Source organism: Arthrobacter sp. zg-Y238 (genome assembly GCF_024385525.1).
In the GTDB taxonomy this organism is placed as follows: domain Bacteria; phylum Actinomycetota; class Actinomycetes; order Actinomycetales; family Micrococcaceae; genus Arthrobacter_B; species Arthrobacter_B jinronghuae.
In genome coordinates, this window is record NZ_JANFLU010000010.1 from 99,032 (window position 1) to 117,838 (window position 18,807).

Consider the following 18,807-nt stretch of genomic DNA (forward strand, 5'->3'; position numbering starts at 1 on the left):
GGGAAAAAGGTATGCCCGGCGGAGTATATCTCCCGGGGGCCGATGTTCCCGGGACCGGGCCGGACATGCCGAAGGCCGGCGCCGCCCGCATGGGCGGCCACCGGCCTTCATTGGACTACGGGTTGAGGATCTCCGCCAGGAACGTCGCGGTGTGGCTGCCTTCCACCTTGGCAACCTTCTCCGGGGTGCCGGAGGCAACCACCTTGCCGCCGCCGGTGCCGCCGTCGGGGCCGAGGTCGATGATCCAGTCGGCGCTCTTGATGACGTCAAGGTTGTGCTCGATGGTGATCACGGTGTTGCCCTTGTCCACCAGTCCCTGCAGCACCTCCAGCAGTTTGCGCACGTCTTCGAAGTGCAGGCCCGTGGTGGGCTCGTCGAGGACGTAGATGCTGCGGCCGTTGGAGCGCTTCTGCAGTTCACTGGCGAGCTTCACGCGCTGGGCTTCGCCGCCGGAGAGCGTGGTGGCGGGCTGGCCCAGCCGGACGTAGCCCAGGCCCACGTCCACCAGGGTGTTCAGGTGCCGGGAGATGGGACCGAAGGCGGCGAAGAACTCCGCTGCTTCCTCGATCGGCATGTCCAGCACCTCGGCGATGTTCTTGCCCTTGTAGTGCACCTCCATGGTTTCCCGGTTGAACCGGGCGCCGTGGCACACCTCGCAGGGCACATACACGTCGGGCAGGAAGTTCATCTCGATCTTCAGCGTGCCGTCACCGTGGCAGGCCTCGCAACGGCCGCCCTTGACGTTGAAGGAGAAGCGGCCCGGCAGGTAGCCGCGGACCTTCGCCTCGTTGGTCTCGGCGAAGAGCTTGCGGATGTGGTCCCACACGCCGGTGTAGGTGGCCGGGTTGGACCGCGGGGTCCGTCCAATGGGGCTCTGGTCCACGTGGATGACCTTGTCCAGCTGCTCCAGGCCCTCGACCCGGGTGTGCCGCCCGGCGACGTGCTTGGCGCCGTTGAGCTTATTCGCCATGGTCTTGTAGAGGATGTCGTTGATCAGCGTGGACTTGCCGGATCCGCTGACACCCGTCACGGCCGTGAAGACGCCCAGCGGAACATCCACGTTCAGGTTCTGCAGGTTGTTTTCCCGCGCACCAACGATCTTCAGCTGGCGGGACTTGTCCACCTTGCGCCGCTTGGCCGGGATTTCGATCTTCTTGCGGCCGGACAGGTAGGCGCCGGTGATGGAACGCTCGTTGGTCAGCAGCTCGGCCAACGGGCCGGAGTGCACCACCTCGCCGCCGCGCTCTCCGGCGCCGGGGCCGACGTCGACAATCCAGTCCGCTTCCTGGATGGTGTCTTCGTCGTGTTCCACCACGATCAGGGTGTTACCCAGGCTGCGCAGCCGGATCAGGGTATCGATCAGGCGCCGGTTGTCCTTCTGGTGCAGGCCGATAGACGGCTCATCCAGGACGTACAGCACGCCGACGAGGCCGGAGCCGATCTGCGTGGCCAGGCGGATGCGCTGGGCCTCGCCGCCGGACAGCGTGGCTGCCGGGCGGTTCAGGCTCAGGTATTCGAGGCCGACGTCGAGCAGGAAGGTCAGGCGGGCCTGGATCTCCTTCAGCACCTGGTTGGCAATCTGTGCTTCGCGCCCGGTGAGGACCAGAGTGTTGAGGAAGTCCGCGGCTTCACGCAGCGGCAGGGCGCTGATCTCGGCAATGTTGCGGCCGTTGATCAGCACGGACAGGGACGCCGGGTTCAGGCGCGCTCCCCCGCACTCGGGGCAGGCGATTTCCCGCATGTACTCTTCGTACCGGTCACGGGCGTGGTCCGATTCGGTTTCCCCGTGCTTGCGGTGGATGTACTGGATGACGCCTTCAAAGCCGGTGCTGTACTTGCGTTCGCGGCCGAAGCGGTTCCGGTACTGGACCACTACCTTGTGGTCCTTGCCGTTGAGCACTGCCTCGCGCACCTTGGCCGGCAGCTTCTTCCAGGGCGTGTCCATGGAGAAGCCCATGTCCTTGGCCAGGCCGTCCAGCAGCCGGTTCCAGTACTCGGTGGTAGCCGTGCCCAGGGACCACGGGGCGATGGCCCCCTCGGCCAGGGACTTGGAAGGATCAGGAATGATCAGGTCCTCATCGACTTCCAGCCGGGAACCGATGCCGGTGCAGACCGGGCAGGCCCCGAACGGATTGTTGAAGGAGAAGGACCGCGGTTCGATTTCGTCGATGGCCAGCGGATGCTCGTTCGGGCAGGCCAGGTTCTCGGAGAAGGTTCGGGTACGTTCGCTGCTGTCCTCGGGGATGTCGACGAAGTCCACCACCACGCGCCCGTCGGCCAGACCGAGCCCGGTTTCCACCGAGTCCGTGAGCCGCTGCCGGATGCCGTCCTTGGCCACCAGGCGGTCCACGACCACTTCGATGTTGTGCTTGTACTGCTTGCCGAGCTTCGGCGGATCGGACAACTGGATCTGCTTGCCGTCCACCCGGGCACGGGAGTAGCCCTTGGCAGCGAGTTCCTTGAACAGGTCGACGAATTCGCCCTTCCGGCCGCGGACCACCGGGGCCAGGATCTGGAAGCGGGTTCCCTCTTCCAGTTCGAGGAGCTGGTCCACGATCTGCTGCGGGGTCTGCCGGCTGACGGGCTCGCCGCAGACCGGGCAGAAGGGCCGCCCCACACGGGCCCAGAGGAGGCGCATGTAGTCGTGGATCTCGGTGATGGTGCCAACCGTGGACCGCGGGTTCTTGCTGGTGGACTTCTGGTCGATCGAGACGGCGGGCGAAAGCCCCTCGATGAAGTCGACGTCGGGCTTGTCTACCTGGCCGAGGAACATGCGCGCGTACGCGGACAGGGACTCGACGTAACGCCGCTGGCCCTCCGCGAAGATGGTGTCGAAGGCCAGGGAGGATTTGCCTGAACCGGACAGGCCGGTGAACACGATCATGGCGTCCCGCGGCAGGTCCAGGTCAACGTTGCGGAGGTTGTGCTCGCGCGCACCTTTCACTACCAGGCGGGAAAGGTCATTGGCTTTATGCGGCACGAACGTGGTGTCAGCCGTCGGAAGAGTCGATTTAGGCACGTTTTCCACTGTAGTTCAAACGCCGATTCGAAAAAGTATTCGACCCCCCGGGTTTCGCCGCGGGCGAAGCCGAGCCGGCCCGGCGCGCCCGGGGTCCCACGGTTTGGGGCGGCTGGTACCGTCTGGGATCCCACCAGCATCAGCAGTGCCATCGAGTGGGATGCTGTGCTGTGGGGCTGCGTTGCGGGAACACGCCAGCGCGCAGAGTCGCAAGCCGGAGCGGTGGTTTCGGTTTACTGCAGGGCCGCCCGCAGGAGGGACACGGCGTCGTCATCCGAGACGCCGTTGGCCCGCACTGCCGCGGCATACGCGGCGGCAGCTTCCGCCACCCGGCCGCGGCCGGTATCGCCGCCCGCCGCGACAACCGTGCCGGCGCGGGACCGCGTGGTGACCACCTGCGCCTGCTCCAGCTCCCGGTAGGCCTTCGCCACCGTGTTGACTGCCAGTCCGAGGTGTCCGGCAAGTGCACGCACCGGTGGAAGCCGGGTCCCGATGGCGAGCCGCCCCTCGTTCACGGCGTCCAGGATCTGCAGGCGCAGCTGTTCGTAGGGCGGGACCGAGCTGGCAGCGTCGATCCGGACTCCTGCCAGCACACCGGCATCGTTGCCGGCAGGAGTCGGTGCGGTTGCATGGGTTGTGTCAGGCGTCATGCTGCAATGCTAGTGCCCGGCCGGATCGGCAGGTGCCGGGGTGTCCGCCGCGGCCGGCCCGGCGACGTCCGCCGCGGCCTCCTGAGCGGGTCCGGCAAACTGGGAGCGGTAGAGCTCGGTGTAGAACCCCTCGGCCTCCAGCAGCGCTTCATGGGTTCCCTGCTCCACAATCCGCCCGTCCCGCACCACCAGGATGATGTCCGCGTCCCGGATGGTGGACAGGCGGTGGGCAATCACGAAGCTGGTGCGGTCCTGCCGCAGGGCGTTCATAGCCAGCCGGATGGCGATTTCGGTGCGGGTGTCCACGGAACTGGTCGCTTCGTCCAGCACCAGGATGGACGGGTTCGAAAGCCAGGCCCGGGCGATTGTCAGCAACTGCCGCTGGCCCTGGCTCAGCGCCCCGCCGTCGTAGCCGAGCACGGTGTCGTAGCCCTCCGGGAGGGATCGGACGAAGTGGTCCACGTGGGTGGCCTGCGCCGCCTCGACAATCTGCTCCTCCGTGGCGCCGGGTGCGCCGTAGGCCAGGTTCTCCCGCACCGTGCCCTCGAACAGCCAGGCGTCCTGAAGCACCATGCCGATGTGGCTGCGCAGTTCCTCGCGGCGGAGTCGGGCAATGTCGACCCCGTCGATGGTGATGCGGCCCGCGTCCACCTCGTAGAAACGCATCAGGAGGTTGACCAGGGTGGTCTTGCCGGCGCCGGTGGGGCCCACGATGGCCACGGTCTGCCCGGGCTCCGCGGTGAAGGACAGCTGACGGATCAGCGGCGCATCGGGGCTGTAGCTGAAGGAGACGTCTTCGAAGGCCACCCGGCCCCGCACAGCCTTCAGGTGTTCGGGCCGGGAAGGGTCCGGCTGCTGCTCCTTCGCGTCAAGCAGGGCGAACACCCGTTCGGCGGAGGCGACGCCGGACTGGAGCATGTTGATCAGCCCGCCGAGCTGTCCCAGCGGCTGGCTGAACTGGCGGCTGTACTGCACGAAGGCCTGCACGCCGCCGATGGACAGCTGCCCGCCGGCAACCTGCAGTCCGCCGACGACCGCCACGGCCACGTAATTGAGGTTCGAGATGAACATCATGGCCGGCATGATGATGCCCGAGACGAACTGGGCGCGGAAGGCGGAGCGGTACAAACGGTTGTTGGCGGGGGCGAAGCCTTCGATGACCCGCTCCTGCTGGCCGAAGGCCTTCACCACGTCCTGTCCGGTGAACATTTCCTCGATATAGCCGTTCACCTCGCCGGTGGACTTCCACTGGGTTTTGAACTCTGCCTGCGAGCGCCGGGCAATGAGGACGGTGACCAGGGCCGAGACGGGCACGGTAATCACGGCGATCAGTGCCAGCAGCGGGGAGATGGACACCATCATTGCCAGCACGCCCGCGATGGTCAGGACCGAGGTGATGATCTGGGTCAGGCTCTGGGAGAGGGTCTGGGCCAGGTTGTCGATGTCGTTGGTGACCCGGCTGAGGACGTCTCCCCGCGATTGCTGCTGGAAGTGGGACATGGGCAGCCGGAACAGTTTGCCGTCGACGTCGCGGCGCAGCCGGTACATGGCGTTCTGCACGATGCGGGCGGTCACCCGTGCCTGGAACCAGCCGAAGGCGAAGGCCGCCAGGTAGATCCCCAGCACGCCGAGCAGGATCCCCGCCAGTCTCCCGAAGTCCAGCCCCTGTCCCGGGACCACGTCCATCGCCGCGAGCATGTCCGCCAGTTGCCGCTCCCCCGAGTCCCGCAGTGCCTGCACCTGGGCGTCCTTGGACATCCCCGCGGGCAGGCCCTGGCCGATGAAACCGTCGAAGATGACGTTGGTGGCCTCCCCGAGGATCCGGGGCGCGCTGACGGCGAGCGCCACGGAGACGACGGCGGCAACCAGTACCGCAGCTACCCGTATCCGGTCCGGTGCCATCAGCACCAGGATCCGACGGACACTGGCGGCGAAGTTCTCCGGCTTGACGGTTGCGGCAGCTCCCGGGCGTCCCCGTACCCCCGGCGTACTCATGCCACCTCCTCTGCGGTGAGCTGCGAAGCGACGATCTCCCGGTAGGTGTCCGAGGAAGCCATCAGCTCCGCATGGGTTCCCTGCCCCGCGATCCGCCCTTCTTCGAGCACCAGGATCTTCGCGGCGTCGGTAATGGTGTTCACCCGCTGTGCCACGACGATTACCGTGGCATCCCGGGTCTGCGGCCTCAGCGCCGCCCGGAGCCGGGCATCCGTGGCGAAGTCGAGGGCGGAGAAGCTGTCATCGAAGAGGTAGATGGACGGCCGGACCACCAGTGCCCGGGCAATCGCCAGACGCTGCCGCTGTCCCCCGGAGAAGTTGGCCCCGCCCTGTTCCACCTGATGGTCCAGTCCCCCCTCGGCGGCCCGGACGAAGTCAGCCGCCTGGGCGGTCTCCAGGGCCTCCCAGAGTTCGGCGTCGGTGGCGTCCGGCCGGCCGAAACGCAGGTTCGAGGCGATGGTGCCGCTGAAGAGGTAGGCACGCTGTGGCACCAGCCCGATGCCGCGGCGCAGCGAGGACAGGGTCACCCCGGCAATGTCCTGCCCGTCGACGGCAATGCTGCCGGAGGTGGAGTCGAGCAGCCGCGGAACCAGGTTGAGCAGCGTGGTCTTCCCCGCCCCCGTGGAACCGATGATGGCCGTGGTCTCCCCGGGCAGGGCCTCGAAGCTGAGGTTGAACAGCACCGGGTCCTCGGCGCCCGGGTAGCTGTACCCGACGTCGGTAAAGGTGAGCCTCCCGCCGTCGTACGCCAGTTTCCCCGCCCCGGGGGCATCCGCAACGCTGGTGCGGGTATCCAGCACTTCGAAGATACGTTCGGCACAGACCGCTGCACGGGGAAGCATCATGATCATGAACATGGACATCATCACCGCCATCAGGATCTGCATGATGTACGCGATAAATGCCGTAAGTGCACCGATCTGCATCTGCCCGGCGTCGATCCGGAACGCGCCGAACCAGATCACCGCGACCGTCGCGAGGTTGGCGACCAGCATGGCGGCGGGAAACAGCAGGGCCAGCAGCTGGCTCACCCGCAGCTGAGTGGAGGTGAGGTCCCTGTTCGCCCCGGCGAAGCGGTCCTGCTCGGAGTGCTCCCGGATGAACGCGCGGATGACGCTGATTCCCATGATCTGTTCCCGCAGGACCGAGTTGACCCGGTCGATCTGGCGCTGGGCCCGCCGGAACAGGGGAATCAGGCGCTTCAGCACCAGTCCTATCACCAGGAACAGTGCGGGCAGGATCAACAGCAGGATGCCGGAGAGCGGTATGTCCTGGTTCAGGGCCAGCAGCACCCCGCCCACCCCCATGATGGGAGCCGAAACCATCATGGTGAACGTCATCAGCAGGGTCATCTGCACCTGCTGCACGTCATTGGTGGTCCGGGTAATCAGCGACGGCGGGCCGAACAGCCCGACTTCCCGGGAGGAAAAGGTCTCCACATTGGTGAACAGGGCCGCCCGGATATTGCGGCCGGCGCTCATGGCCACCCGCGACGCCAGATAGGTGGCCGAGACGGAACACAGGACCTGGCCTGCCGTGACGGCAAGCATCCAGCCGCCCACCTGCATGATGACGTCCGTGTCCCCGGTAACCACGCCGCGGTCAATGATGTCCGCGTTCAGGGTGGGCAGATACAGCGTGGCGACGGTCTGCAGCAGCTGCAGGAGAACGACGGCGGCCACGGCGCCTTTATAGGGGGCCAGATTTTCCCGGACCAGCCTCAGAAGCATCCTTGCAACGTACGCCCGTCCGCGAGCGCAGACAATACCCGGGTAGGACTGCTGCCCCCAGGCCGGTGCGGGGCCGGATCGCTAGACTGGCGGAATGGAGGATCTGGAGAACATCACTATCCGCAGCGTGTCCGTCAGCGAAATGGACAACAACGTCTACCTGCTCACCGGTAAGGCGTCCGGTGCGCAGGTACTTATCGATGCCGCCGCCGACTTCCCCGCCATCCAGCGGCTGCTGGCCGAAGGTGCGCAGGACGCGGCGGTGCCGGCGAAGCTGGAACTCATCATCACCACGCACAGCCACTGGGACCATGTCCGGGCGCTCGCCGAAACGGCGGCGGCCACCGGGGCGAAGACCGCGGCCGGAACGGCGGACATCCCCGACATTGAGGTACCCACGCTTGTCCCCCTGGAGCACGGGGACATCGGCACGTTCCCCGACTTCGAGCTGGAGGCGATCTCGCTGCGCGGCCACACGCCGGGATCCGTTGCCCTGCTCTACCGGGACCCGCACGGACCGGCCCACCTGTTTACCGGGGATTCACTCTTCCCCGGCGGGCTGGGCAACACGCAGAAGGATCCGGAACGGTTCGCGCAGCTGTACCAGGACGTATTCGAACGTGTGTTCGATTATCTGCCGGATGACACCGTGGTGCACCCCGGTCACGGCGCCGGCACCACGCTGGGCGCCGAGCGTCCGCACCTGCGGGAATGGAAGGAACGCGGCTGGTAGCTGCCGCGTTCCTTGCCGTTAGGGTGCGCCGCTAGGCCGCGCCGCTAGCCCGCCTTCCGCCCCACCATAAACAGGCGCCGGAACGGAAAGACTGTTCCCCAGGCGTGCTGCGGGTAGGCCTCGCGCAGCAGCGCCGCGTATTCGGTTTCGAAGGCGGCGAAGTCGTCGGCGGACAATGCGTTGATGACCGGACGCAGGGCGGTGCCGCGTACCCATTCCAGGACCGGGTCCACGCCGGGCAGGACCTGGGAGTAGGTGGTCTCCCATGCATCCGCTTCGAATCCGGCCTCGGTGAAGAGGGCAAGGTAGTCCCGGGGTTCGTCCACGGCGTCGGCATGGCGCAGCACCCCCTCCAGCTTCGGGGCCCAGGCGGCGCTCGCCGCCAGCTCCCGCATCAGCACGTGCGAGGGTGCGGTGAAGTTGCCAGGCACCTGCACGGCCAGCCAGGCGCCGTCGTCGAGCTGCTTGGCCCACCGGCGCATCAGGTCCTGGTGGCCCGGCACCCACTGCAGTGCGGCGTTGGACACCACCACGTCCGTGCCCGGCTCCGGTTCCCAGTCCTCGATCCGGCCCTGCACGAAGTCCAGGTTCGACGGCGCGCCCTCCAGCGCCCGGGCCGAGTCGACCATCTCCTGCGAGGAATCGACGCCGGTGACCTGCGCCTGCGGCCAGCGGGCCGCGAGCGAGGCGGTGAGGGCCCCTGTGCCGCAGCCGAGGTCCACCACCCGGGCCGGGGAAGAAGCCGCTACCCGGGCCGTGAGGTCGAAGAACGGACGGTCGCGGTGCGAGGAGAACTGTGTGTACTTTTCCGGGTCCCATTTCATGCGCCCGAGCCTACCCGCCGCAGCCCGCGGAAAACGGGACCGGCACGTCCCCGTTAGTCTGGTATGGACATGAAACTTCTTGAGCAGCTTGCCTCCGGCCCGTCCAGCACCCGCACCATCGACCCCGACGAGACCTACACGTCCTTCCTGGAGTGGGTGGAGAGCCGGGGAATGTCGCTGTACCCGGCGCAGGATGAGGCAGTAATGGAGCTGGTGACGGGGAACAACGTCATCCTGGCCACCCCCACCGGGTCCGGCAAGTCCATGGTGGCGATTGCTGCGCATTTCCACGCCATGGCGCACGATGAGCGCAGCTACTACACCGCCCCCATCAAGGCCCTGGTGTCGGAGAAGTTCTTCGCGCTGTGCGAGATCTTCGGCGCCGAGAACGTCGGCATGGTCACCGGTGACTCCTCGGTGAACAAGGACGCCCCGATCATCTGCTGCACCGCGGAGATCCTGGCCAACATTGCCCTGCGCGAAGGCCCCGACGCCGACCTGGGCACCGTCATCATGGATGAGTTCCACTTCTACTCGGACCCGCAGCGCGGCTGGGCCTGGCAGGTTCCGCTGCTGGAACTGCCGCAGGCGCAGTTCCTGCTGATGTCCGCCACGCTGGGCGACATGACCCGGATCGCGAATGAACTCAGTGAACTCACCAACCGGGACACCGTCACGGTGTCTTCCGTGCAGCGGCCCATCCCCCTGCATTACTACTATGTGGAGACCCCGGTCCAGGAATCCCTCGAGGAGCTGCTGGCCACCAAGCAGGTCCCGGTCTACGTGGTGCACTTTTCCCAGATTGAAGCCATTGACCGGGCCCAGGCCCTGATGAGCATCAATGTCTGCACCCGTGAGGAAAAGGACCGGATCGCCGAGCTGATTGCCGGCTTCCGGTTCGCCCCGGGCTTCGGCAAGACGCTGAACCGGCTGGTCCGGCACGGCATCGGCGTGCACCACGCCGGCATGCTGCCCAAGTACCGCCGCCTGGTGGAGCAGCTGGCGCAGGCCGGCCTGCTGAAGGTCATCTGCGGCACCGACACCCTGGGCGTCGGCATCAATGTGCCCATCCGCACCGTGCTGATCACCGCCCTGTCCAAGTACGACGGCACCCGCACCCGGCCCCTGAAGGTCCGTGAGTTCCACCAGATCGCCGGACGCGCCGGGCGGGCCGGCTACGACACGGCCGGCACCGTCGTCGTACAGGCACCGGAACACGTGATCGAAAACGTCAAGGCCATGGCCAAGGCGCAGGCGAAGTTCGGCGACGACCAGAAGAAGCTGCGCCAGGTGGTGAAGAAGAAACCGCAGGCCGGTTTCGTGTCCTGGGGCAAGCCCACCTTCGAGAAGCTCGTGGACGGCACCCCGGAGCCGCTGACCTCCAGCTTCAACATCACCCACTCCATGCTGCTGAACCTGCTGGAGCGTCCGGGCGATCCGTTCACTGCGGCCAAAAAGCTGCTCACCAACAACCATGAGACCCGGTCCTCGCAGCTGGCCCTGATGAAGAAGGCCCTGAGCATCTACCGGGAACTGAAGACCGCCGGCATTGTCGAGGTGCTGCCCGAGCCCGACGCCGACGGCCGCACCGTCCGCCTGAAGGTGCACCTGCAGCCGAACTTCGCCCTCAACCAGCCGTTGTCCCCGTTTGCCATGGCCTCCCTGGAGATCCTGGATCCGGAGAGCCCGTCCTACGCCCTGGACGTGGTGTCCGTGATCGAGGCGATCATGGAAAAGCCGCGGCAGGTCCTCTCCGCCCAGGAGAAGAAGGCCCGCGGCGAGGCGATCGCCGCCATGAAGTCCCAGGGCATCGAGTACGACGAGCGCATGGCCCTGCTCGAGGAAGTCACCTATCCGCAGCCGCTGGCCGAGCTCCTGGAGCAGTCCTTCGAGGTGTACCGGTCCGGTGCCCCCTGGCTGGGCGAGTTCGAGCTCAGCCCCAAGTCGATTGTCCGCGACATGTACGAGCGGGCCATGAGCTTCGGCGAATACGTGCAGTTCTACTCGCTGGCCCGTTCCGAAGGCGTGCTGCTGCGCTACCTCTCGGACACCTACAAGGCCCTGCTGCACACCGTCCCGCCGGAACGGCTGCGCGAAGACCTGGAAGACATCATCGAGTGGCTGGGCGAACTGGTCCGCCAGACCGATTCCTCGCTGCTGGACGAATGGGAAGAGCTGACCAACGGCATCAACCCCGATGCGTCGGACGAACCGGTGCTGCCCCCGGTGCCGGACCGGCTGACCGCCAACGTGCGCGCCTTCCGGGTCATGGTGCGCAACGAGATGTTCTCCCGGGTGAAGCTCTTTGCCGACGAGGACGACCGCGCCCTGGGCGAGCTCGACGGCGACGCCGGCTGGGACGCCGACCGCTGGGCAGAGGTCCTGGACGCGTACTTCGAGGAACACGAGGACATTGACGACGGCCCCGACGGCCGCGGCCCGAACCTGCTGATCATCAAGGAACTGCCCGGCAAATGGGAAGTCCGGCAGATTTTCAAGGACCCGGCCAACCACCTGGACTGGGGCATCACCGCGGAAGTGGACCTGGCCGCGTCGGACGAGGCCGGCAGCCCCGTCATCAAGGTGATCACCGCCGGACGGCTGGATTAGGCTGGGCAGCATGCAGATCCGTCCCGCACGCCGGGAAGACGTCCCCGTCATCCTCGAGCTGATCCATGACCTGGCCATCTACGAAAAAGAGCCGCACGCGGTGAAGAACACCGTTCAGGCGCTGGAAGCTAACCTCTTCGGCGAGCATCCGGCCATCTTCGCCCATGTGGCGGTGGACCGGGGCGCGGTGCAGGGCTTCGCTCTCTGGTTCCTGAACTACTCCACTTGGGAGGGTGTGCACGGCATCTACCTCGAGGACCTCTACGTCCGGCCCGAAGCGCGGGCCAGGGGTATCGGGAAGGCGCTGCTGCGCACGCTGGCGGAGACCGCCGTCGAGCGCGGCTACGCCCGGGTCGAGTGGTGCGTGCTGAACTGGAACGAGCCCTCCATCGGCTTCTACAAATCCCTGGGTGCCGTCCCGCAGGATGACTGGACCACCTTCCGGCTCACCGGCGACGCGCTGGCCTCCTTCGGCGCCTCCCCGGAGGCGGCGAAGTGACGGCGGCCGTTCCGCACACGGCGTCGCGCACGTACCCGGTGCGCGGGATGAACGTGACGGACCACTGGTTCACGGTGCCGCTGGACCACGCGGTTCCGGACGGGGAGACCATTACCGTCTTTGCCCGCGAATACGTCGACGCCGAACTGCCCGCCGCCGAAGCGCAGGAGCTGCCGTGGCTGCTGTACCTGCAGGGCGGTCCGGGAGGCAAGGGCAACCGGCTGCTGCAGTTCGGCGGCTGGACGAAGGCCGCTTCCAAGCACTTCCGGATCCTGATGCTGGACCAGCGCGGGACCGGGCTCTCCACTCCGGCGGACCGGCAGACCCTGCCGCTGCGCGGAGACGCCGCGGCGCAGGCCGAGTACCTCACCCGTTTCCGGGCCGATTCCATCGTCGCGGACGCCGAGCTCATCCGGCAGGCGCTCGGCTCGGGTCCCTGGAGTACCTACGGGCAGAGCTACGGCGGCTTCTGCACCCTGAGCTATCTGTCCTTCGCGCCCCAGGGGCTGCGCGAATGCCTCATCACCGGCGGGCTGGCACCCCTGACTGGTCCTGCGGACCGGGTCTACGAGGCAACCTTCCGGCGGGTGGCCGCACGCAACGCCGAGTACTTCTCCCGCTACCCCGAGGACCGGGAAACCACTACGCGGATTGCCCGGCACCTCGAGTCCGTCCCGGAGTTCCTGCCCTCCGGGGAACGGCTGAGCGTACGGCGTTTCCAGATGGCCGGCTCCTATCTGGGCGGCAACACGCGGGTAGACGGCCTGCATTACCTGCTGCAGGAAGCCTTCATTCCCACCCCGGCCGGGGAACGCCTCTCCGACACCTTCCTGGAGACCGTCCACGGGCTGGTCAGCCGGGCGGCGAATCCGCTGTACGCGGTGATGCACGAGTCCATCTACGGCCACGGCGAAGCCACCAACTGGGCTGCGGAGCGCGTGCTGAAGTCCTTCCCCGAGTTCGAGCCCACGGCACCCGAGCCGCTCTTCACCGGTGAGATGGTCTACCCCTGGTACTTCGACGAGGACCCGGCACTGGTCCCGCTTCGCGACACAGCAGAATTGCTGGCCCGGAAGTCCGACTGGGACCCCCTCTACGACACCGGCCAACTGGCCCGGAACACCGTGCCCGTGGCCGCCGCCGTCTACACGGACGACATTTACGTGGACCGGGACCTCTCCCTGGAGACTGCCGGTGCCGTGAAGGGACTTCAGGCCTGGGAAACCGCGGATTTCCACCATGACGGCATTGCGGACGACGGCGAGGCCATCTTCAACCGCCTGCTGGACATGGTCCGCGGCCAGGACGCATAGGGTCGACCAACAAAAGGAAGGTCCCCGGTATACCGGGGACCTTCCTTTTGTTGGTCTTAGGGGCCGCTAGAGCGGACGGTCAGCGAGTTTCCGGACCCATTCCGGGGTGGGCTTGCCGAGCTTGCGGTCGGTGGTGAGGCGGAGCCGTGCGGCCCGGATCTGCACCCGTTCGCGGTCTCGATCTCGTTCAGGCTGGTCGGCGGGAGCCTTAGAACCGCGTGCCAGCGGCAGTGCTGCTGTTGTCATCGTCAGCCTCCTCCGTTCCGGGTGCGCTCGTGATGTTTTCATTCTGGCTCATATCGCCGGTCGAGTCCACTATCGCCGTCAGCGGGCGTGCCCACGCAATGCTGATGATAGCCGCTTCCTCGGTTCCGGCAAGGTCGCTCTGGGCCAGCAGGTCCAGGACGCCCAGTCCCGTCTCCTGCCGCCGGGGATCATCCGACAGGGAAGCTTCGATGGCCCACTGGGCGCGGGTCCACCATTCCGAGCGTTGATCCGCCTTCCGGCGCTGCTCCAGTGTCTTCCAGCCGATAAAGAAGGTCAGGGCGCCGGCGAGCAGGACCGCCAGCGGGCCAAGGGCAGCGAGGATTTCCCACCATGGTGCACTGTCGACGGAAAGAGCCGGAGCAGCATCCGGCAGCACCTCCGGCGGTACATCCGGAAGCGGGGAAGGCAGCGTCAAGAACATACCGCCAGCCTATCCGCCGCCTCTGACACCGCAGGGACCCGGGCAGCGCCCGCCTAGGCGTGCCCGGCGGCCTGCATCTGCCGCAGTTCCTTCTTCAGGTCCCCCACCTCGTCGCGCAGCCGGGCGGCCAATTCGAACTGCAGCTCGGCCGCAGCGGCATGCATCTGCTCGGTCATGGACGCGATCAGGCTGGTGAGGTCCTCGGCGGGAGCAGCTGCTAGACCGTCCTTCCGGACCCCCTTGCCCTTGCCCTTCGTCTTCTGCTTGGCCGCCTCCGCCAGGAGAGCCTTGGTGTCGGCGTCCTCGCGGGCCAGCTGGTCCGTGATGTCCGCGATCTTCTTGCGCAGCGGCTGCGGGTCCACGCCGTGCTTCTTGTTGTACGCCACCTGGATCTCGCGGCGGCGGTTGGTCTCGTCGATGGCCTTGGCCATGGAGTCGGTAATCCGGTCCGCGTACATGTGCACCTCACCCGAGACGTTACGGGCGGCACGGCCGATGGTCTGGATCAGCGAGGTGGAGGAACGCAGGAAGCCTTCCTTGTCGGCGTCGAGGATGCTGACCAGGGATACCTCGGGAAGGTCGAGGCCTTCCCGGAGCAGGTTAATGCCGACCAGCACGTCGAAGGTGCCCATCCGCAGTTCGCGGAGCAGCTCCACGCGGCGCAGCGTGTCGACGTCGGAGTGCAGGTATTCCACCTTGACCCCGTGCTCCAGCAGATAGCCGGTCAGGTCCTCTGCCATCCGCTTGGTCAGGGTGGTCACCAGGACGCGTTCATCCCGTTCGGTACGGGTGCGGATCTCGCCGAGAAGGTCATCGATCTGGCCCTTGCTGGGCTTCACCACCACCTGCGGGTCCACCAGGCCGGTGGGCCGGATGATCTGTTCCACGTAGCCGTCCGCCTTGGACAGTTCGTACTTGCCGGGGGTGGCGGACATGTACACGGTCTGGCCGATCCGCTCCAGGAACTCGTCCCATTTGAGCGGGCGGTTGTCCATGGCCGAGGGCAGCCGGAAGCCGTGGTCCACCAGGGTGCGCTTGCGGGACATGTCGCCTTCGTACATGGCACCGATCTGCGGAATGGTGACGTGGGATTCGTCCACCACCAGCAGGAAATCATCCGGGAAGTAGTCCAGCAGGCAGTGCGGGGCGGTACCCGGGCCGCGGCCGTCGATGTGCCGCGAATAGTTCTCGATGCCGTTGCAGAAGCCCATCTGCTGCATCATTTCGAGGTCATAGGTGGTGCGCATCCGCAGCCGCTGGGCTTCCACCAGCTTGTTCTGCGATTCCAGTTCCTTCAGCCGCACCTGGAGCTCGTCCTCGATCTGGCGGATGGCCCGGTGCATCCGGTCCTCGCCGGCCACGTAGTGCGACGCCGGGAAAACGTACATCTCCGTCTCTTCATGGATGACGTCGCCGGTCAGCGGATGAAGGGTGTAGATGTTCTCGATCTCGTCGCCGAAGAATTCAACGCGGATCGCGTTCTCTTCGTACATCGGGATGATTTCCACGGTGTCGCCGCGGACGCGGAAGGTGCCGCGGTGGAAGTCCATGTCATTGCGGACGTACTGCATGGCTACGAAGCGGCGCAGCAGGTCATCGCGGTTCATCTGCTGGCCCCGGCGCAGGGTCACCATTGCCTCGATGTACTCTTCCGGGGTGCCCAGGCCGTAGATGCAGGACACGGTGGCCACCACGATGACGTCGCGCCGGGTCAGCAGGGCGTTGGTGGCCGAGTGGCGCAGGCGTTCGACTTCCTCATTGATCGAGGAGTCCTTCTCGATGAAGGTATCCGTCTGCGGCACATAGGCTTCGGGCTGGTAGTAGTCGTAGTAGGAGACGAAGTACTCCACCGCGTTGTTGGGCAGCAGCTCACGGAACTCGTTGGCCAGCTGGGCGGCCAGCGTCTTGTTCTGCACCATTACCAGCGTGGGCCGCTGCACCTGCTCCACCAGCCAGGCCGCCGTCGCGCTCTTACCGGTACCGGTGGCACCGAGCAGCACAACGTCCTTCTCGCCGGCATTGATCCGCTCGGCCAGTTCCTTGATGGCGGTGGGCTGGTCACCGGCGGGCTTGTAGTCACTGATGACCTCAAACGGTGCCACGACTCTCTTGATGTCCTGCGCAAGACTCATGCCTATAAAACTACTCCGCTATGCGGACAGCCGTGGTCCGCTTTGCTAGGGGCTGAACTAGCGTCCAGTCCGGCTCCGCGCCTCGTTCAGCGGCACCAGCCGGGTCTCCCACAGCCGGCGTACGGCGGCCACCAGTTCCTCGGGCGTGCCGGTGTTGTGCAGGACGACGTCGGCCGCCTCCGCCCGCTGTTCGGGAGTTGCCTGCGCCGCGATGCGGGCGCGTGCGGCCTCGGGATCCATCCCCCGCATCCGGACCATGCGGTCCAGCCGGACATCCTCGGGTGCCTCGACCACGAGGACAAAATCGAAGTTCCCGGCCTGGCCGGTTTCCACCAGCAACGGGATGTCCTGGACCAGGATCCCGTCCGGCGGGGCCTCCGCCGCAAGCTGCGCTGCCCGCGCCCGGACCAGCGGATGGATGATGCCGTTCAGCACGGCACGGCGTTCCTCGTCGCCGAAGACTACTGCGGCCAGCGCCGGGCGGTCCAGCGAGCCGTCAGCGGCCAGGATCTGAGGGCCGAAGGCCTCGACGACGGCGGCCAGGCCTTCCGTGCCCGGCTCCACCACTTCACGGGCCAGGGCATCGGCGTCCACCAGCACGGCGCCGCACTGGACGAGGGTCCGCGCGACCAGGGATTTTCCGGCAGCAATCCCGCCGGTGAGTCCAACCTTGAGCATGCCCCCACCCTACCGCCGTCGCGGACCGGAACCGCCTACTAGACTGGAAGGGTGAGCGATATCGACGCGGCGGCGGGGCGCTACACCACCGTCGCCCGTGAACACCGCGCTGAACTTGAAATCCGACGCTCACGCTTCATCACCGTGCTGCGCCGCACCGAAACCGAAGAGCAGGCGCGCGCCCTGGTGGCGGACCTGCGCCGCGAGTTCCACGACGCCCGGCACCACTGCAGCGCCTTCGTGCTGGGCCCCGGGCGCGAGGTCCAACGCTCCAGCGACGACGGCGAACCGTCCGGCACCGCCGGCATCCCGATGCTGGAAGCGCTCACCAAACGGGAGACCTTCAACGGAGCGACCGACCTCAGCGACATCACCGCCGTGACCGTCCGCTACTTCGGCGGGATCCTGCTCGGAGCGGGCGGGCTGGTGCGTGCCTACTCCGAGTCCGTCTCCTCGGCCCTCGACACCGCGCCCCTGCTGCGGCGCCGGCGGATGCAGCTTTACGGCATCCCGGCCGGGCACTCAGCGGCCGGACGGTTGGAAAACGACCTCCGGACCGCAGGCATCAGCGTGCTGGGCACCGATTATTCGGCCGCCGGTGCCTCCATCAACGTTGCCCTGCCGGACACCCCCGACGCCCTGGCTGCCTTCCATGCCAGGCTCGCTTCCCTGACCGCCGGAGCCTCCGAACCGGTCCCCCTCGGAACAGAATGGATCGACCGTGACTGACCCCGCACCGGGCCGGACCGACTTCGACTTTTCCCGCCTGCGCCGCAGGCCGGACGTCGAAGCCCCCAACCTGCAGGCCTGGGACGCCGCCGACACCCTTCTGCTGGACACGGCCGCGCCGGACCTTTCCGCAGCAGCAAACCCGGACCAGCCCGGCGTCGTCGTCATCGGCGATTCCTACGGAGCGCTCACGCTCGCAGCCGCGGCCCGGCATGGACTGCGACGCCTGCGTGTCCACCAGGATCCGCTGAGCGGCGAACAGGCGCTTGATGCCAACGCCGCGGACCTGGGGCTGCCGGACGTTTTCAGCCACCATGCCCTCGCCGCGCCGCTGGTCGAAGGCGCCCGCCTGGTGCTGCTGCGGCTCCCCCGCTCGCTGGCCGCCCTGGAAGAGATCGCTGCGCTGATCGCGGCCAACGCCGCACCGGATGTCACGGTCTACGCCGGCGGACGGGTCAAACACATGACCCCGGCCATGAACGAGGTCCTCGCCCGCTACTTCGGCTCCGTCACCGCCGGGCTCGGCCGGCAGAAATCCAGGGTCCTGACGGCGGCCTCGCCCCTTCCGCCGGAGCAGCTCCCGGAACCGGCCTTTCCGGTCTCCCAACGGCACGACGTCGGCCTGGCGCAGCCGCTGGAACTCTGGGCCTACGGCGCTGCGTTCGGCGGAACCGCACTGGATCCCGGCACCCGGTTCCTGCTGCCGCACCTGGCCCAGGCCCGCGCGGCCCGGCGCGCCGTGGACCTTGGCTGCGGGACCGGCACCATCGCCGCCTACCTCGCACTGACCCGGCCGGACCTCACGGTGCTGGCCACCGACCAGTCAGCCGCTGCTGCCGCCTCCGCCGCCCGCACCCTGGCCGCCAACGGCGTGGCGGACCGCGCCGTCGTCACCCGGGCCGATGCGCTGGGCCCGCTGCCGGACCGCTCGGAAGAACTGGTGGTCCTGAACCCGCCGTTCCACATCGGTGCCGCGGTACATGCCGGCATCGCGCTCAAGCTTTTTGCCGATGCCGGACGTGTCCTGCAGCCCGGCGGGGAGCTCTGGACCGTTTGGAACAGCCACCTGTTGTATAAGCCCGCCCTGACCAGGCTGGTCGGTCCCACCCGGGAAGTGGCCCGCAACCCCAAGTTCACGGTCACGGTCAGCACCCGGCGCTAACGCCGCACCGCCGCACCCCGTCCCCGGCCTGCCCGGGGACGCCTT

General features: G+C 67.1%; 15 protein-coding genes. 6 read left to right on the forward strand and 9 right to left on the reverse strand.

The window, feature by feature from the left end; all coding sequences use genetic code 11:
• Window positions 1–115: 115 nt before the first annotated feature.
• The 4 genes from uvrA to NNX38_RS09405 all read right to left on the reverse strand — a co-directional run bounded on the left by uvrA (window position 116) and on the right by NNX38_RS09405 (window position 7,394).
• Entirely contained in the window at window positions 116–3,019 is a 2,904-nt protein-coding gene (gene uvrA / locus NNX38_RS09390; protein ID WP_255797743.1) for an excinuclease ABC subunit UvrA, read from the reverse strand.
• Window positions 3,020–3,252: 233 nt separating this feature from the next.
• Window positions 3,253–3,669, reverse strand: a complete 417-nt coding sequence (locus NNX38_RS09395; RefSeq protein ID WP_255797744.1) for a GntR family transcriptional regulator — start codon at window positions 3,667–3,669, stop codon at window positions 3,253–3,255.
• 9 nt (window positions 3,670–3,678) lie between these two features.
• On the reverse strand, window positions 3,679–5,664 hold the full coding sequence (locus tag NNX38_RS09400) for an ABC transporter ATP-binding protein (RefSeq protein ID WP_255797745.1): 1,986 nt from the start codon (window positions 5,662–5,664) through the stop codon (window positions 3,679–3,681).
• Window positions 5,661–7,394, reverse strand: coding sequence for an ABC transporter ATP-binding protein (locus NNX38_RS09405; RefSeq protein ID WP_255797746.1), 1,734 nt, complete (start codon window positions 7,392–7,394; stop codon window positions 5,661–5,663). Before NNX38_RS09405 ends, NNX38_RS09400 begins: the two co-directional genes overlap by 4 nt.
• A 94-nt stretch (window positions 7,395–7,488) precedes the next feature.
• Between NNX38_RS09405 and NNX38_RS09410 the strand changes: the two genes are divergently transcribed.
• Window positions 7,489–8,127, forward strand: coding sequence for an MBL fold metallo-hydrolase (locus NNX38_RS09410; protein WP_255797747.1), 639 nt, complete (start codon window positions 7,489–7,491; stop codon window positions 8,125–8,127).
• Window positions 8,128–8,171: 44 nt separating this feature from the next.
• On the opposite strand, the gene NNX38_RS09415 is transcribed toward NNX38_RS09410, so the two are convergent.
• Complete coding sequence (locus NNX38_RS09415; protein WP_255797748.1) at window positions 8,172–8,951, reverse strand: trans-aconitate 2-methyltransferase; 780 nt, start codon at window positions 8,949–8,951, stop codon at window positions 8,172–8,174.
• Window positions 8,952–9,020: 69 nt separating this feature from the next.
• Here NNX38_RS09415 and NNX38_RS09420 point away from each other — a divergent pair, with 69 nt between their 5' ends.
• The 3 genes from NNX38_RS09420 to NNX38_RS09430 are packed head-to-tail and all read left to right on the forward strand — an operon-like array spanning window position 9,021 to window position 13,373.
• A complete protein-coding gene (locus NNX38_RS09420) occupies window positions 9,021–11,561 on the forward strand; it encodes an RNA helicase (RefSeq protein WP_255798159.1) in 2,541 nt (846 codons plus the stop codon).
• 10 nt (window positions 11,562–11,571) lie between these two features.
• Window positions 11,572–12,060: a GNAT family N-acetyltransferase gene (locus NNX38_RS09425; protein ID WP_255797749.1), complete on the forward strand. Its 489-nt coding sequence runs from the start codon at window positions 11,572–11,574 to the stop codon at window positions 12,058–12,060.
• Between the two features lie 47 nt (window positions 12,061–12,107).
• Entirely contained in the window at window positions 12,108–13,373 is a 1,266-nt protein-coding gene (locus tag NNX38_RS09430) for an alpha/beta fold hydrolase (protein ID WP_255798160.1), read from the forward strand.
• A gap of 66 nt (window positions 13,374–13,439) precedes the next feature.
• Here NNX38_RS09430 and NNX38_RS09435 read toward each other — a convergent pair whose 3' ends face one another.
• The 4 genes from NNX38_RS09435 to coaE are packed head-to-tail and all read right to left on the reverse strand — an operon-like array spanning window position 13,440 to window position 16,871.
• The gene (locus tag NNX38_RS09435; RefSeq protein ID WP_255797750.1) at window positions 13,440–13,619 is read right to left on the reverse strand and encodes a hypothetical protein; all 180 of its coding nucleotides are present in this window, start codon (window positions 13,617–13,619) and stop codon (window positions 13,440–13,442) included.
• Window positions 13,582–14,061, reverse strand: coding sequence for a hypothetical protein (locus NNX38_RS09440; RefSeq protein WP_255797751.1), 480 nt, complete (start codon window positions 14,059–14,061; stop codon window positions 13,582–13,584). Before NNX38_RS09440 ends, NNX38_RS09435 begins: the two co-directional genes overlap by 38 nt.
• Before the next feature lie 53 nt (window positions 14,062–14,114).
• Window positions 14,115–16,193 (reverse strand): excinuclease ABC subunit UvrB, encoded by a 2,079-nt coding sequence (gene uvrB / locus NNX38_RS09445; protein ID WP_255797752.1) that lies wholly within the window; start codon window positions 16,191–16,193, stop codon window positions 14,115–14,117.
• 57 nt (window positions 16,194–16,250) lie between these two features.
• Window positions 16,251–16,871, reverse strand: a complete 621-nt coding sequence (coaE, locus tag NNX38_RS09450; protein WP_255797753.1) for a dephospho-CoA kinase — start codon at window positions 16,869–16,871, stop codon at window positions 16,251–16,253.
• A 51-nt stretch (window positions 16,872–16,922) separates the two neighbouring features.
• Between coaE and NNX38_RS09455 the strand changes: the two genes are divergently transcribed.
• Entirely contained in the window at window positions 16,923–17,600 is a 678-nt protein-coding gene (locus NNX38_RS09455) for a YigZ family protein (protein WP_255797754.1), read from the forward strand.
• Complete coding sequence (locus tag NNX38_RS09460) at window positions 17,593–18,762, forward strand: methyltransferase (RefSeq protein ID WP_255797755.1); 1,170 nt, start codon at window positions 17,593–17,595, stop codon at window positions 18,760–18,762. Before NNX38_RS09455 ends, NNX38_RS09460 begins: the two co-directional genes overlap by 8 nt.
• Window positions 18,763–18,807: the final 45 nt, after the last annotated feature.